The organism is Amycolatopsis sp. NPDC051758 (assembly GCF_044453095.1).
Lineage (GTDB): Bacteria > Actinomycetota > Actinomycetes > Mycobacteriales > Pseudonocardiaceae > Amycolatopsis.
This window is the reverse complement of record NZ_JBITCJ010000007.1, coordinates 214971-230377: the sequence shown is the minus strand read 5'-3', so window position 1 is coordinate 230377 and position 15407 is coordinate 214971. Positions and strand designations below refer to the sequence as shown.

General features: G+C 73.3%; 13 protein-coding genes. 9 read left to right on the top strand and 4 right to left on the bottom strand.

Translation table 11 applies throughout. The features are described 5' to 3' along the window. Window positions 1–18: 18 nt before the first annotated feature. Together ACIA5G_RS31455 and ACIA5G_RS31450 are read right to left on the bottom strand one after the other, a co-directional pair. Window positions 19–2970 carry a BTAD domain-containing putative transcriptional regulator gene (locus tag ACIA5G_RS31455; protein ID WP_395929714.1) on the bottom strand — a complete coding sequence of 984 codons (2952 nt, stop codon included), beginning with the start codon at window positions 2968–2970 and terminating at the stop codon, window positions 19–21. A gap of 103 nt (window positions 2971–3073) precedes the next feature. Continuing rightward, window positions 3074–3778, bottom strand: a complete 705-nt coding sequence (locus ACIA5G_RS31450; RefSeq protein WP_395929712.1) for a DJ-1/PfpI family protein — start codon at window positions 3776–3778, stop codon at window positions 3074–3076. Between the two features lie 98 nt (window positions 3779–3876). On the opposite strand from ACIA5G_RS31450, the gene ACIA5G_RS31445 reads away from it, so the two are divergent. From ACIA5G_RS31445 to ACIA5G_RS31435, 3 genes are all read left to right on the top strand, one after another. Then, on the top strand, window positions 3877–4854 hold the full coding sequence (locus ACIA5G_RS31445; protein WP_395929710.1) for a GlxA family transcriptional regulator: 978 nt from the start codon (window positions 3877–3879) through the stop codon (window positions 4852–4854). A 156-nt stretch (window positions 4855–5010) separates the two neighbouring features. Then, window positions 5011–6660 carry a YibE/F family protein gene (locus ACIA5G_RS31440; RefSeq protein WP_395929708.1) on the top strand — a complete coding sequence of 550 codons (1650 nt, stop codon included), beginning with the start codon at window positions 5011–5013 and terminating at the stop codon, window positions 6658–6660. Between the two features lie 72 nt (window positions 6661–6732). Further along, on the top strand, window positions 6733–6978 hold the full coding sequence (locus tag ACIA5G_RS31435) for a hypothetical protein (RefSeq protein WP_395929706.1): 246 nt from the start codon (window positions 6733–6735) through the stop codon (window positions 6976–6978). Here ACIA5G_RS31435 and ACIA5G_RS31430 read toward each other — a convergent pair. After that, window positions 6950–7597 carry a hypothetical protein gene (locus tag ACIA5G_RS31430; RefSeq protein ID WP_395929704.1) on the bottom strand — a complete coding sequence of 216 codons (648 nt, stop codon included), beginning with the start codon at window positions 7595–7597 and terminating at the stop codon, window positions 6950–6952. The two genes, ACIA5G_RS31435 and ACIA5G_RS31430, sit on opposite strands and share 29 nt — an antisense overlap. Continuing rightward, window positions 7594–8160, bottom strand: coding sequence for an MBL fold metallo-hydrolase (locus tag ACIA5G_RS31425; protein ID WP_395929702.1), 567 nt, complete (start codon window positions 8158–8160; stop codon window positions 7594–7596). The genes ACIA5G_RS31430 and ACIA5G_RS31425 overlap by 4 nt, the downstream gene beginning before the upstream one ends. A gap of 148 nt (window positions 8161–8308) precedes the next feature. Here ACIA5G_RS31425 and ACIA5G_RS31420 point away from each other — a divergent pair, with 148 nt between their 5' ends. The 6 genes from ACIA5G_RS31420 (at window position 8309) to ACIA5G_RS31395 (ending at window position 15404) form a co-directional block, all read left to right on the top strand. Then, window positions 8309–9181: a peptidylprolyl isomerase gene (locus tag ACIA5G_RS31420; protein ID WP_395929700.1), complete on the top strand. Its 873-nt coding sequence runs from the start codon at window positions 8309–8311 to the stop codon at window positions 9179–9181. Next, complete coding sequence (locus ACIA5G_RS31415; RefSeq protein ID WP_395929698.1) at window positions 9181–9960, top strand: aminotransferase class IV; 780 nt, start codon at window positions 9181–9183, stop codon at window positions 9958–9960. The genes ACIA5G_RS31420 and ACIA5G_RS31415 overlap by 1 nt, the downstream gene beginning before the upstream one ends. Window positions 9961–10111: 151 nt before the next feature. Then, entirely contained in the window at window positions 10112–10915 is an 804-nt protein-coding gene (locus ACIA5G_RS31410; protein ID WP_395929696.1) for a LysM peptidoglycan-binding domain-containing protein, read from the top strand. A 95-nt stretch (window positions 10916–11010) separates the two neighbouring features. Continuing rightward, complete coding sequence (locus ACIA5G_RS31405; RefSeq protein WP_395929694.1) at window positions 11011–11574, top strand: hypothetical protein; 564 nt, start codon at window positions 11011–11013, stop codon at window positions 11572–11574. A 102-nt stretch (window positions 11575–11676) separates the two neighbouring features. Next, the gene (locus ACIA5G_RS31400; RefSeq protein ID WP_395929692.1) at window positions 11677–12804 is read left to right on the top strand and encodes a glycoside hydrolase family 105 protein; all 1128 of its coding nucleotides are present in this window, start codon (window positions 11677–11679) and stop codon (window positions 12802–12804) included. Continuing rightward, window positions 12801–15404: a glycoside hydrolase family 97 catalytic domain-containing protein gene (locus ACIA5G_RS31395; RefSeq protein WP_395929690.1), complete on the top strand. Its 2604-nt coding sequence runs from the start codon at window positions 12801–12803 to the stop codon at window positions 15402–15404. Before ACIA5G_RS31400 ends, ACIA5G_RS31395 begins: the two co-directional genes overlap by 4 nt. Window positions 15405–15407 lie beyond the last annotated feature (3 nt).

Sequence of the window (15407 nt, the reverse complement as noted above, 5' to 3'; positions counted from 1 at the left end):
GTAGGGGTTCGGCGGCACTCAGGTTCTGATCTTCGTCAAGACTTCACGGGTTCTCTCGTGCGCCGGGGATTCACTGGTGACGCCGTTGAGCTCCCGCAACGCGCGCAGCTCCCACAGCGGGAACCCGAGCTCCCGGAACAGGTCCGCCGACGTCCGCAGGTTCCGCGCGGCCTCGGGCCCGGCGCCGCCGTCCGCCTGCGTCCGGCCGAGGCTGAGCAGGGCGTATCCGGCGCCGCGGCGGTCGCGCAGCTCCCGGAACACGCCCATCGCGGCCCGGACGTGCCACAGCGCGCCCGTCGGGTCACCCGCGCGGCGGCGGGCCTCGGCCAGGCTGCGATGGGTGTAGGCGGCGGCGTGCCGGTGCCCGATCTGCTCGAACAGCGCCAGCGACCGCGTCAGGCAGCGTTCACCGTCGCCGAGCTCCCCGGCCTCGGTGTGCAGGTCGCCGAGGCTGCGCAGGACGTGCGCCTCCCAGTGCCGCTCGCGCGTGCGGACGGCGCCGCCGAGCGCGCCGGTGAGCAGGTCGGCCGCCTGGTCGCAGCCGCCGTGACGGCGCAGGACGTCGGCGTAGCGCTTGGCGGCCTGGTCGTGCCAGCGGCCGTCGTCGCACTCCCGGGCGAGCAGCATGCTCACCTCGAAGCTCTCGACCGCGCGCCGCACGTCGCCGACGTCCTCGGCCAGCGAACCCAGCTGCGCCGCCACGGCCGCCTGCCCGCGCCGGTCCCCGCAGTCGCGCAACAGGTCGAGCGCCTCCCGCAGCTCGGCCTCGGCGGCACCCGGGTCACCACCGTCGAGGTGGACGTCGGCGAGCGCGGCCAGCGCCGCGCCCGTGCCCTGCGGGTCGTCCAGCCGCCGGAAGCGGGTTTCGGCCATGACGAAGTAGCTCCGCGCCTGGCGCCCGCGGCCGTGCTGCAGGTGGACCGAGCCGAGGTTGTACAGCTTTTCGGCTTCCGCGCGCGGGTCCTGGCGGCGGCGGGCCGCGGCCAGGCCGAGCACCGACACGGCGCGGGCGTCGGGGCCGAGCCACGGCCGGCCGGCCAGCGCGGTGCACGCGTCGGCGAGCCGTTCGGTGAGCTCGTGCCAGCCGTTCGCGCTCGCCAGGCGCACGGCGGCGGCGATGAGGCCCGTCTCCTCCGCCGCCCAGCCCGGCGGGTCGGCCGCGACCCGGCGCAGTGCCGCCGGATCCGGTTTCGGCAGGCCGGGTGCGTGGTGACCCCGGGCGTGCTCGGCCAGGACGAGGGTGACCTCGCACGCGCGGCGCAGCGCGACCCGGTCGGTCTCCGGGCTTTCCGCCAGGACCAGCCGGAGGAACGGCGGTACCACCCAGCGGGTCCCGGCCGGCTCCAGCAGGTGGGCGGTGACCAGCGCGTCGAGCCGGTCGCGGGCCTCGGTGAGCGGACGGTCCAGCAGCGCCGCGGCGCACCAGTCCGGGACGGCGCCGTCGAAGGCGGCGAGCAGCCGCAGCAGGGCGCCCTCGGACGCGGGCCGGTCCCGCAGCGCCGACGTCACGGTGGCGCGGACGCCGAGGTCGCCCGTGGTCAGCTCGTCGAGGCGACGACGTTCGTCGGCGAGCCGCGCGGCGAGTTCGGCGACCCGCTGACCGGGTCGCGCTGCGAGCTTGACACCGGCGATCCGGACGGCGAGCGCGAGCCCGGCACAGTGGCCGAGAAGTCGTTGCGCTGCTTCGGGTTCCGCACGCAGCCGCGGCTCCCCCACGATCGCCGCGAGCAGCGCCCAACCGTCCTCAGTGGACAACTCCGGGACGGGAACCGGGTGCGCGCCGCACAATCCGGACAGCTCCCGGCGCGCCGTGACGAGCGTGGCGCAGCCGGGTCCGCTCGGCAGCAGGGCCCGCACCTGGGCCTCGGACGCGGCGTCCTCCAGGAGCACCAGCAGCCGCCGGTCGGCGGTGTAACTGCGCCAAAGCCCGGCCAGGCCGGCGCGGTCGGCGAGCTCCGCGGGTGTGGCGCCGAGCAGGCGAAGGAACCCGGTCAGCACGGTCGCCGGATCCGCGGGTGTTCCGTCCTGGCAGCGCAGCGAAGCGGTCAGCTGGCCGTCGGGGAACCGGCGGCGGGCTCGCCACGCGGCCTGGACGGCCAGCGCGGACTTCCCGGCCCCGGCGGCTCCGTGGAGCACGATCGGCGCCGGACCGCGCAGGGCCCGGCTGATGTCGGCGAGCTCGGCCGCGCGGCCGGTGAAGTCGGGCACCGCGGGCGGCAGCTGGGCGGGCGGGCCCGGGGTTGTCCACTCGGTGCCGGCGATCCGGCGGTACACCGCGACGAGGTCCGCACCCGGCCACACACCGGCCTCTTCCCAGAGCGCCCGCCGCGTCCGGCGGAGCACTTCCAGGGCCGACTCGCGGCGGCCGACCGTGCCGAGCGCGGACGCAAGTCGGGCGGCGAACCGCTCGTCCGCGGGGCGCGCCGCGACCACCGGGGCGAGCCGCTCGACCACGGCCCGGCCGTCCCCGTCGGCGAGCTCCAGCTCGACCAGCTGCAGCAGCGCCGCCGACCGCCGGTCCTCCAGCCACAGCTTGTGCGCTTCCAGCAGCGGGCCGCCGGCGACGTCGGCGAAGGCGTCACCCCGCCAGCACGCCAAGGCCCGTTCGAGCGCGCGGCGGCGCTGGGCCCGGTCGTCGGCACCGGCGGACAGCAGCGTCAGGAAGTCGTCCGAGTCCAGCTCCCCCGGCTCGACGGCCAGCGCGTAGCCCCGCGGCCCGGACCGCAGGCGCTGCCCGGCCTCGGCAGCACCAAGGCCGGGTGAGAGCGACTTGCGCAGTTTCGACACGGTGACCTGGACGATCGCCGCGGCGCTCGACGGCGCGCCGTCCGGCCACAGCTCGTCGACGAGGGTGTCGCGGCCGACGAACTGGCCGGCGCGCGCGAGCAGGACGGCGAGCAGCCGCCGCGGCTGGGCCGCCGACGGCAGCGGCACGGAGGCCGTCATCGGGCCGAGGACCTGGAACCGCACGGCTACACCCCACCCGCGGAGATCACCTGATCGAGCGAGCTGAATCTAGCCGCCGGGTGCGCGGTCCGTCCGCGCATCACCCGGATGGCCGAGGCCGTTGGGCTTACGCGTGGGCGAGCAGTTTCGCCAGCAGCTCCGGGTGGTCGGCCAGGCCCGCGCGCAACGTGTGCTCACGAAGCGGCGTGAGGTCGCCATACGGCTGGTTTGCCCAGTCCAGGGCGCCCTGGGGCGGTTCCGGGTCGTACTCGATGACGAACTGGACGTTGGTCGCGACCTGCCGGCCCGCCAGCCGTTCCACCAGGTGCAGGGCCAGATCGATGCCTGCCGAGACGCCGGCCGCGGTGATCACGCGGCCGTCTTCGACCCACCGCCGGGCGACCGGTGTCGCACCCAGCCCGGCGAGGACGTCACGGAACATCCAGTGCGTGGTCGCCTCCTTGCCGTCGAGCAGCCCCGCCGCGCCGAGGACCAGCGAACCGGTGCAGACCGACGTCACCAGCTCGGCGCCCGCGGCCGCGGTGCGCAGCCAGGCGAGGAGCGCGTCGTCGGCCATCGCGCGCAGCGTCGGCACGGTGCCGCCGGGCACGAGCACCGCGAACGGCGACGGCACCTCGTCGAACGTGTGGCTGGGGGCGATCCGCAGCGGGGTGTCGGTCCCGACGGTGTCCTTCGTGGCCCCCACCACGACGGTCCGGTAGGTCGGGTCGATCTGGGCCAGCGCGCTGAGCACCTGGAGCGGGCCCACCAGGTCGAGCGGGGTCAGCCCCGGGTACACCACGAAGGCGATGGTCTTCTGCTCATCGGTCATGCACCCGAGCGTGGCGGCTCGCGGGGCCCGGAGTGACGCGGATGTCCGAAAACCTGCGAACCGCGTCCGAGCGCCGGTCCGGCTGCTAGCGTGCGATCATGGCGGGTTCACCCAGACGGGTCACGATCGTCGGATTTCCCGACGTCGAGCTGCTGGATGTCGCCTGCCCGGCGGACGTGCTCGACGCCGCCAACCGCCACGGTGCACGCCCGCCGTACGAGATCCGGCTCGCCAACCTCGACGGCCAGGGCATCCGCACCTGCTCCGGACTGGTCCTGCAGCCGCACCTGCGGCTCGACCAGGTCGCCGGTGACCTCGACACGCTGGTCGTCGCCGGCGGCTGGGGCAGCACGACGGCGGCGTCCGACGAACGCGTGCTGGCCCACATCCGGCGGCTCGCGCAGACCAGCCGGCGGGTGGCGTCGGTCTGCACCGGCGCCGAGGTGCTGGCCGCGGCGGGCCTGCTCAACGGCCGCCGCGCGACCACCCACTGGCGCTGGGCGGCGAAACTGGCGGAGGACTACCCGGCGGTGACCGTGGACCCGGTGCCGCTGTACGTCCGGCACGGGAACGTCTACACCGCGGCCGGGGTGACCAGCGGGCTCGACCTGACCCTGGCGCTCGTGGAGGCCGACCACGGGCCGACGCTGGCCCGCGAAGTGGCCCGGTCGCTCGTGACCTACCTGCAGCGGCCGGGGAACCAGGCCCAGGTCAGCCTGTTCCTGGCCGGCCCGCCGCCGGAGCACCGCGAGGTCCGCGACCTCACCGCGTACATCGCCGAGCACCTCGACCACGACCTCGGCACACCGGCGCTCGCCACCCGCGCCGGGATCAGCGCCCGCCAGCTCACCCGCCTGTTCGACGCCCACCTCGGCACCACACCCGGCCGGTACGTCCGGACGATCCGCACCGAGCAGGCGGCCCGCCTGCTGTCGGGCACCGACCTGCCGCTGGCCACGATCGCCCGCCGCTGCGGCTTCGGCTCCACCGAGACGCTGCGGCAGGCCTTCCTCGACCACTTCGACACCCCGCCGTCGGCCTACCGGCGCGTCCACGTGCGCCAGGCCTACGGCTGACCCCGTGTCGTCCACCCGGGTACGCGCGTCGTCCATCCGTGCCGGACCGGAACGGCGAACTCGCGTACCCCGGCGGACGACACGGCGCATCCGGACGAACCGGGCCGTCGGCGGCCCCTCGCGCGGGGCGCGGAATCCCGCTGTCAGGATGTGCGGGTGGACCGCCCCGACCTCGACGACGACGAAACCGGCCCGATTCGCCGGATCACCGACGAGGTGTCCCCTTCCCCGGCTCGCGGAACGTCCGGAACGTCGGATACGCCCCGGAAACCGGCCCGCCGGACGCCGCCCGAAGGCACCCGACGCGCGGCCGACTCCCCTGCCGCACCGCGGCGGCGCGCCGACACCGGGCCGCAACGGGTTCCCGCCGGGGGCAAGCGGATCCCGGCCGAAGCCGGCCGCACCGACAACGGGACCCAACGAACTCCCGCCGCGGCCAGGCGGGCCGACACCGGCGCACAGCGGATTCCCGCCGAGAACCGAGCCGACACTGGACCCCAGCGACGCGCCGCGAAGCCGGCCGAAGCCGTTGCCGAACCCTCGGCCACCACAAGAAAACCCGCGGAAACCGGGCACGGCCATGGCCACGGCCACGGGCCCGCCGCCCCGGCGTCACGCCGTGTCCGGCTGCTGCTGATCTGGCTGCTCGCCCCGCTCGCCGTCGCCACCGTGGCCGGGATGATCGTGCTCTACCCCTGGGGCAAGGCCGACCCGACGAGCGTCGTCCCGCAGGGCACCCCGGTGGCCGCGAGCATCACCACCACCAACACCGGTCCCTGCCTCGCCCAGGGCCAGGTGCAGGTCGGCGACCAGAGCGACCCGAACGCCAAGCCGTGCCTGACCGTCGACCTCACCATGACCGACGGCCCGGCCAACGGGAAACAGCTCAAGCTGACCGTCCCGATCGAGCCCAGCACACCACGCTTCGCCGCGGGTGACGCCGTTGTCCTCGCCTACAACGGCGGGAACGCGGCCGACCCGGCGAGCTTCCAGCTGGTCGACTTCCAGCGCGGGACCCCGCTGCTGGTGCTGGCCGCGCTCTTCGCGGTCGCGGTGCTGGTGCTGGGCCGCTGGCAGGGCCTGGCCGCGCTGGTTGCGCTGGGCCTGTCCTTCCTGGTGATCGCGCTGTTCATCCTCCCCGCGATCCTCGCCGGCGAGAACCCGCTGGTGGTGGCCATCGCGGGCGCGGGCGCGATCATGTTCATCGCGCTGTACCTGACACACGGGCTGTCGGCGAGAACGTCCGCCGCCGTGCTGGGCACGCTCGTCAGCCTCGCGCTCATCGGCGTCCTGTCGGCGATCTTCTCCGCCGCCGCGTCACTGACCGGGCTCGACGACAGCACGTCGACGCTGATCGGGTCGCTCGGCCACGGCATCGACGCGCGGGGGCTGCTGCTCGCCGGCGTCGTCATCGGCGCGCTCGGTGTGCTCGACGACGTCACCGTCACCCAGACCAGCGCCGTCTGGGAGCTCCGCCGCGCCAACCCGGACCTGAGCTGGCAGGAGCTGTACCGCTCCGGCCTGCGGATCGGTCGTGACCACGTCGGCTCGGCGGTCAACACGCTCGTCATGGCCTACGCCGGGGCCGCGCTGCCGGTGCTGCTGTACTCGTCCATCTCCGGGGTCGGGCTGGGCGCGCTGCTCGGCAGCGAAGAGATCGCGCAGGAGATCATCCGGACGCTCGCCGGCAGTGTCGGCATCGTCGCGGCCGTCCCGGTGACGACCGTGCTCGCCGCCCTGATCGCCTCACGGGAGCCGGCCGGGTACCTCAGCAGCACCACGAAGGCCGTTCCGTCCCACCCGTAACACCGGCGCACCCCGGCCGCGCCGGACCAGCGAGAACGCGGTAGGAAGGCGGCAGCCGACCCGGGAGGCGCCATGTTCCTGCTCGCCGGACCGCGGTGCCTTGTGCGGGGTGCACTGCGGGTGGTCACCAGCACCGTCCAGGCCGTCGAATCGCTGCCCCGCATCGCGGCAGCCCTCGAGGACGTCCGCACGACGCTGCACCACGTCGAGCGGCTCGCGGCGTACATCGCGCAGGAGGTCCCGGAGCTCGTCTACCAGCTCGAACAGCTCCGCAAGGAGGACGAGGAGCTCAGTCGAGAGTCGCCACGAACCGGCTGACGGCCTCCATCGTGAACCGCTGCACGTACTTGCCGGACGGCGCCACCGACGCCAGCCGGTAGAGCGGGCGGTCCGCCACGCCGGTGCCGCGTGCCTCGGCCTTCAGCTCGGCGACCAGCAGCTCCCCGAACACCAGGCCGTTCGCCTCGGTGTTGTTCATCAGCGCGTTCGCCAGCTTCCGCAGCTGCAGGATGCCCAGCTCGCGCCCGCCGGTCCCGGAGAACACCGCGAGGTCCACCTTCGCGACCTTGCCCCGCTGCCCGGCGTTGACCAGCAGGCTCACCGTGCGAGAACCCCGGACGTCGCCGACGACGAGGTCGAGGCGGGTCGCGGTGACCAGGTCGACCCGGCGCAGCCCCCAGGTGCGGACGAGCAGCGTCGAGCCCTCCAGCCAGACGCGGCGCCGGATGCTGACCGCCATCACGTACAGCAGCGGCAGGGCGATCACCAGCGCGACGACCAGCCCGGTCACCGTGCCGCCGATCAGGCCGGCGATGCCGCCGAACGCCGCCCCGACGATCACCACGCCGATCAGTCCCGAAATCCCCCGGCGACGGCGGCCACGCGGGTCCTCCTCGAACAGCGCCAGCCGTTCGGCCGGCTCCTGCGCCATGCTCATGCCCCTGTCCCGGCGAGGAACGGGTTGCCCGCGCGCTCCCGGCCGATCGTCGTCGCCGGGCCGTGGCCCGGCAGCACCACCGTGTCGTCCGGCAGGCTCGCCAGCAGGCCCCGCACCGCCTCCGCGTCGGCGCCGCGGCCGACCGACCCGGCGAACAGCGTGTCACCGGTCAGCGCGACCCGCCCGCCTTCGGCCGTCCCCAGGCTCAGCACCACCGAGCCCGGCGTGTGGCCGGGGACGTGCCGGACGTCGACGTTCAGACCGGCGAAGGTCCCCGTCTCGAGTGGCACGCTCTCGCCGTCGTACAGCGCGGCGTCCGCGGGGTGCAGGTGCAGGGGAACGCCGTGCTCGGCCGCCAGCCAAGCGGCCGAAGCGACGTGGTCGGGGTGCCCGTGGGTGGCCACGAGCGCCGCCGGGGCCAGCCGGTGCTCGGCGAGCGCGGCCGCCAGCGGCGCGCCTGCCTCCTGTCCGGGATCCACGACCAGGCACGGCCCGCCGGCGGCGTCCGCCAGCAGGTAGCAGTTGGCCTGCAGCGGGCCGCTGCCGAACCCGACGACGAGCACCGAACGCCTCCCGGACTTCCGCGCCGGATGGCGCCGATCACGATCGGGTTGAGACTAGCGGGCCCTGTACATGGTCCTCACAGGCTGTGCCCATACACTGCCGCTACCTCAGACGTGTGACACGAGCGGAAACCTGGGAGGGTACGGGGTGGCGACCAACCAGCAGCGCCGCGAAGCTGCGAAGCGCAAGCTCGAGAGGCAGCTCGAGCGCCGATTGGAGCAGCAGAAGCGACGCCGGAGGATCGGCGCCGGTGTGGTCGGCGTGGCTGTGCTCGTCGTCGCGGGCGTGGTGGTGTGGATCGTGAGCGCGAACGGCGGCGAGAACACCGACACCGCCGCGTCGTCCTCGGCCGCCCCGCCGCCGACCGAAGTCCAGATCCCGACGGAGCGCACCGCGCTGCCGAAGCGGACCGCGGCGCTGCCGAACCCGACGACGTGCGACTACAAAGCCGACACGACGGGCAAGGCGCCGAAGAAGGTGAACCTGCCCGACGGCAAGAACGTCCCGTCGACCGGCACGGTGAACGTGACGCTGAAGAGCACCGCGGGCGACATCCCGCTGACGCTCGACCGGGCGCTCGCGCCGTGTGCGGTGCAGAGCTTCATCAACCTCGCGAAGCAGAACTTCTACAACGACACCATGTGCCACCGGCTCGGCACCGAGGGCCTGCAGATGCTGCAGTGCGGTGACCCCTCGGCCACCGGCGACCCGACGAACGACGGTCAGGGCGGCCCCGGCTACACGATGCCGGACGAGGCGTTCCCGGAGATCAAGTACGGCCGCGGCATCCTCGCGATGGCGAAGACGCAGGCCCCGAACTCCGGTGGCAGCCAGTTCTTCATGGTCTACGGCAGCGCCGAAGGCCTCCCGGCGGAGTACTCGGTGTTCGGCAGCATCAGCGACGAGGGCCTCAAGGTGCTCGACGCGGTGGCCAAGGCCGGCATCGCTAACCCGAACCCGCAGGACGGGACCGGGGCGCCGACCAAGCAGGTGAAGTTCACGGGCGTCACCGTCCAGTAGTGGCGGTCCGCTCCGAGCTCGACGGGGTCCCGCTCGGCCCGGACGCCTTCGTCGCGACGATGACCTCCTACGGTCACTTCACCGCGATGCAGGTCCGGGACGGGCGGGTCCGCGGGCTCGCCCACCACCTCGACCGGCTCACCACGAGCACCCGCCTGCTGTTCGGCGCGGAGCTCGACGTCGAGCGCGTGCGCGCCTACGTCCGGCAGGCGATCGCGGGCGAACCGGCCCTTTCCGTGCGGGTCCTGGTGCTCACACGCTCTTTCGACGAGCCGATGACACCGGAGATCCTGGTCCGCACGCTCCCGCCGCACCCGGTCGACCCGGCGCCGCTGCGCCTGCGGACCGTGCGGTACCAACGGGATCTGCCGCAGGTGAAGCACCTCGGCACGTTCGGCCTGATCCACCACGCCCGCCAGGCGGAGCTCGCCGGGTACGACGACGCGCTGTTCGTCGACCACGCCGGCCGGATCAGCGAAGCTTCGGTGTGGAACGCGGGTTTCCTGGCCGGGGACACGGTCGTCTGGCCGGAAGCCGAAGTCCTGCCCGGGATCACGATGCTGGTCCAGCAGGACGCCTTGCACCGGCTCGGTGTGCCGCAGGAGACGCGCGAGGTCCGGCCCGCCGATCTGGGCGGGTTCGACACGATGTTCCTGACGAACTCGGAAACGCCGGGGCGCCCGGTCGCTTCGGTGGACGGCTTCGTGTTGCCGCCCGCGGATCGAGCGGTGAAGCTGCTCGCGGAAGCCTACGAAACCGTGCCCTGGGACGAAATCTGACCCGGACCGTCCGGCGCGGACCCGGCCCGGGCGAACGTCTCGCGCTTCCGAACCCCCGGCCCCGGGCAAGATCTGAACCACGCCCGCACCCGACCCGTGTAAAGGGGCAACACCGTGATCCGCCGGGGTCACCGGGGAGAGGGTGCCGACGATGGGCGAAAACCGGGTTCCCGCGGTGCGCCGCGCTCTCGGCCGGGCCGGGCAAGCAGGCTGCGCCGGAGTCCTCTTCGCCGTGCTCGCCGGCGGCCCCGCCCTCGCGCAGCCGGCGCCGCCACCGGTGAAGTACTACATCGTCCCGCACGCCGACAACCCGGACGACATCACGCTGTTCAAGATCGCCGAACGCGCACTCGGGGACGGGCGGCGGTTCCCCGAGATCTACCAGCTCAACCAGGGCCGGCCGCGCCCCGACGGAACCCCGTTCACCGACCCCGCGGCGATCGAGCCCGGTCAGGTGCTCCAGCTGCCCGAGGACGCCAAGGACCCGGCCGTGCAGTTCGGTCCGCTGCCGCCGGCCGCCCCCGAAGCCAAGCCTGCCGAGGCGAAGCCCGCGGAGGAAGCTTCCGGCCTCGGGATCGGGCTGGCCTCGGCGGTCAGCGGCACCGGTGGCCTGCTGACCGGCCTGATCGCCGGGCTCTGGTGGCGGCGGCGCCCGCAGCTCGTCCCGCCGCCGCCGTTCGAAACGCCCGCGCACCACGAAGACGACGACGGATCGGGCTCGGTCAGCGGGACCCTGCCGCTCCCCGTGGTGGTGCCGCAGCCGCGTCCGGACGTGGTCCTGCGGGACGAGCCGATCACCGCCGAGCACGCGATCATCGTGCTCGACACGGCCGAGACCCAGGTGATCGCCGCGATCCGGCCGGGCTCGCAGTTCCGCTTCCGGCTCGACCGGGAACCGGGCTTCGCGGACAGTTCCACCGTGCTCGTGGTCGACGACGAGAGCGACCAGAGGTGACCGCGGGGCGTGCGTGCCGGGTCACCCTGCGCTGAACGGATCAACCGGCGCCGGAACACTGGCCATCGGGCCGCCGGGCCCGCGATAGTCGTCTGATGACCTCGGATCCGTTCGGCACTCTGCACCAGGCGCTGTGGATCGGCGGCGCCCCGTGGACCGGGAAGTCCACCGTCGCCCGGCTGCTGGCCGAGCGGCACGGGCTGACCACCTACCACCACGACCACCGGACCCGGGACGCCCTGCCGGACGACGTCCCCGCCGGTGACCAGCTGGCCGCGATGCTCGCCGAGTTCCGGCACGGCTTCGACTGCGCGCTCGACGAACTGCGCGCGCTGACGTCACCGCGGCCGATCCTCGCCGAGGGCCGGGGGCTGCGGCCCGAGCTGGTCGCCCCGCTCGTGGACTCGCCGCGCCGGATGGTGGTGCTCGTGCCGACCGAGCTGTTCCGCCAGCACCAGCTGCGGCACCGGCCGGACGAACCCGCGATCCCGCAGCAGCGGACCCGGCTGACCCGCGACCGGATGCTCGCCGCCCAGGCCGTGCGGTCGGCGCGGGAGCTCGGCATCCGCGTCCTCGAGATCGACGGCAAGCTCGATCCGGCCGGCGTCACCGACGTCGTCGCCGACCATTTCCGCGAATACCTCGAAGCCGGAAGATAATATCAGTCCTGCTCTGTCCGTTGACCCGCTCCGGAACGACCGCCGAAGATCGGTGATCGACACCACCGCCGTTCTTTCCGCGCAGCAAAGGGGCTGGGTTCTTTGGCGTTCCGGAAAGCACTTCTCGCCGCTGTTCTCGGGCTGACGCTCGTCACGCAACCGGCCGCGGCCGCGCCGGCCGACTGGTCGCGGGCCGTCGCCGATTCGACGATCGCGGCGCGCCCGGCGACGTCGCTGGGCCTCGGGTACACCGACGCCCTCTTCCTGCTCGGCCTGCACCGCGTCTACCAGCGCACGCACGACCGCCGTTACCTGGACTACCTCGAGACTTGGGGCGCCGCCAAGGTTCAGCCCGACGGCAGCACCGGCAACCCGTACAACGACCTGGACAGCATGCTGGCGGGCAACGTCTTCCTCGTGCTGGCCGGCGAAACCGGCGACCCGCGTTACCCACTCGCCGCCCGGCGCATCCACGACCGGCTGGCCACCTATCCGCGGACCACCGACGGCGGCTTCATTCACAACACCGCGTTCACCGGACAGCTGTGGGCCGACGGCGCATTCATGCTCGACCCATTCCTCGCGCGTTACGGAAAGGAGTTCGCCGACCCGGCGAGCACCACCGAATCGGCGCAGCAGCTGCTCACTTATTTCACCCATCTGCGGCATCCGAGCGGATTGCTGTACCACGCGTATGACGAGCGGCGGAAACAGAGCTGGGCCGATCCGGTGACCGGGCTGTCCCCGGACGTGTGGTGCCGCGCGGTCGGCTGGTTCGGCGCCGCGACGGTCGACGTCCTCGACGCGCTGCCCGCGGCGGCCCCGCAGCGCGGCGCCCTCGTCGGCATCGTGCGTTACCTCGCGCAGGGCTTCCGCCGCTGGCAGGACCCGGTGACCGGCCGATGGTTCCAGCTGACCGTCAAGCCCACCGCGGCCGACAACTGGACCGAGACGTCCTGCTCCAGCCTGTACACCTACACGCTTTCGCGGGCGGTGCAGCGCGGGTACGTCGGCAAGGAGTACCGGCCGGTGATCGACCGCGGGTACGCCGGCGTGCTCGCGAAGGTCTCCCAAGCCACCGACGGCACCACGCGGATCGACGACATCAGCGTCGGCACGAACGTCGGCAACGGCCGGTACTACCTCGACCGGCCGCATGTCACCAACGACTTCCACGGGCTCGGCGCGTTCCTGTACCTGAACGAGCAGCTGACCGGGGCGGGCCGGTGAGGCGCGTCGCCACGGCGCTCGTGGCGGCCCTGACGGCTACCCTGGTCGCCACGATGCCCGCCGACGCCGCCGACCGCTGGACGGTCAGCCTGACCGGTGCGGTGACCGCCGCGGTCACCCGCACCGGCGACGGCGGCCTGACCTTCGCGGTGTCCCGGGGCGCCACGACCGTGCTGGCCCCCGCCCCGCTGGGCCTGCGGACAAAAACCGCCGACCTGACTCGCGACCTGCGGTTCCTGCGCCGCACCGACCGCGTTGTCGACGACCGCTACACGATGACCACCGGCAAACGCCTCCAGCGGCACGCGCGGGCGGCGGAGACGACGTTGTCGTTCGCCGGTTCCGGCGGGACACGGCTGGACGTCGTGGTGCGCGCGGCCGCCGACGGCGTTGCCTATCGTTACGTGCTGCCCACCGGCGGGCCGGTGACGGTGACCGGCGAGGCGTCGTCGTTCACCCTTCCCGCGTCGGCGCCGGCCTGGCTGCTGCCCTACTCCCCCAACTACGAGAAGGTCCGCGTCGAAACCACCGCGAGCGGCGCGGCCGCGGGTGAGTACGGCTTCCCGTCGCTGTTCGACACCGGCGACGGGACCTACACGCTCCTGACCGAGTCCGATGTGGACGGCCGGTACTCCGGGGCCCGGCTGGCCCACGCGGCCGGCACATCCGCTTACACGATCAAGCTCGCCGACGCCGCGATCAAAGCGACCGGGCCTTTCGCGACACCCTGGCGAGTCGCGATCACCGGTGACCTGGCGACGGTCACGGAGTCCACTTTGGTCGACGACCTCGCGCCGTCGTCGAAACTGGCGGACACTTCATGGGTCCGGCCGGGCAAGGTGGCCTGGTCGTGGCTGTCCGAACACGACAGTCCGAGTGATCCCGTGCGGCAGAAGCAGTACGCGGACTTCGCCGCACGCAACGGCTGGCCCTACCTGCTCATCGACGAGGGCTGGGACGCCTCCTGGGTGCCGGACGTCATCCGCTACGCCCGCGCCCGCGGTGTCGAGGTGATCCTGTGGTTCCGGTGGAACACCCTCGACTCCCCCGCCGAGCGCGCGAAGTGGCTGCCGCTGGTCAAGTCGTGGGGCGTGGCCGGGATCAAGGTCGACTTCATGGACTCCGACACGCAGGCGCGCTTCGGGTTCTACGACGACATCGCACGGGCCACCGCGCAGCAGCGGCTGATGATCAACTTCCACGGCGCGACCATCCCCCGCGGCTTCCAGCGGACCTGGCCGCACGTGATGAGCTTCGAAGCCGTCCGCGGCGCCGAGCAGTTCAAGACGCGCGCGGCGACCAACACGATGTTCCCGTTCACCCGCAACGTCGTCGGCAGCATGGACTACACGCCGACCGCGTTCGTGGTGTCCGATCGGGACACCACCGACGCCCACGAGGTGGCGACGTTCTTCGTCTACGAGTCGGGCTGGCAGCACGGCGCGGACAAGCCGGAGAACTACGAAGCCCGGCCGGAGGCGCTGCACACGCTCGACCAGCTGCCGACGGTGTGGGACGAAACCCGGCTGCTGTCCGGGCGGCCCGGACAGGAGGCGGTGTTCGCCAAGCGCTCGGGCGACCGCTGGTTCGTCGGCGGCATCGAAGCGGGCCCGGCCAAGACCGTCGACGCGCCGCTCGGGTTCCTCGGCCACGGGCGCTGGCTCGCCGACACCCTGCGCGACGGGCCGTCGGGGCTGGTGCGGGAGAAGACGACGGTGAGCGCGGCCGGGCGGCTGTCCGTGCCGGTGGCGAAGAACGGCGGGTTCGTCACGATCCTCTGTCCCGCGCGGCCCGGCCGGACGAACTGCGATCAGGAAGTCCGGCAGGTGCCCGAAACGAAGCTGAGCGTCACGCCGTCGACGGCGGAGGGCACGACGGTCCAGGTGTCGGCGACCTTCGTGCTGCCCGCAGGTGCGCCGCTGCACAACGTCGAGCTCGGGCCGGTCTCCCCGGCCGGGTGGAAGGTGACCGGGAGGCCGGTCTTCCGGCCGGTGCTGTTCGCCGGCCAGACCGTGACGGGCACGTGGCGGTTCACCGGCGGCCCGGCGGGCACCACCGACCTGCCGGTGGTGGCGACCTACCGCTTCCGCGGCGACCCCGAGGCCCGGCCGGTGCACGTCGAGGGCGTCACCAGCGCGTTCATCCCGCCGCCGGCACCCACCGGCACGGCGCTCGTCAGCGCGCTGCCGTTCCTGGCGTCGTCCAACGGCTGGGGCCCGGTGGAGCGCGACCAGTCGAACGGCGACACCGCCGAGGGTGACGGACACCCGCTCACCATCGCGGGCACAACCTACGCGCACGGCCTGGGCACCAACGCGCCCAGCTCGGTGACGCTCTGGCTCGGCGGCGCGTGCACGGCGTTCACCGCGATCACCGGCATCGACGACGAGGTCGGGGACCCGGCTTCGGTGGCATTTCGCGTCCTCGGCGACGGCCGGCTGCTGACGGAGACACCGGTCCTGCACTCGGCCGACGGCGCGGTGCCGGTCCGCGCCGACGTCACGGGAGTCCGACGACTGACGCTGGAGGTGACCGACGGCGGCGACGACAAGGACTCCGACCACGGCGACTGGGCCGACGCGGCGGTGACCTGCGCTTGACCG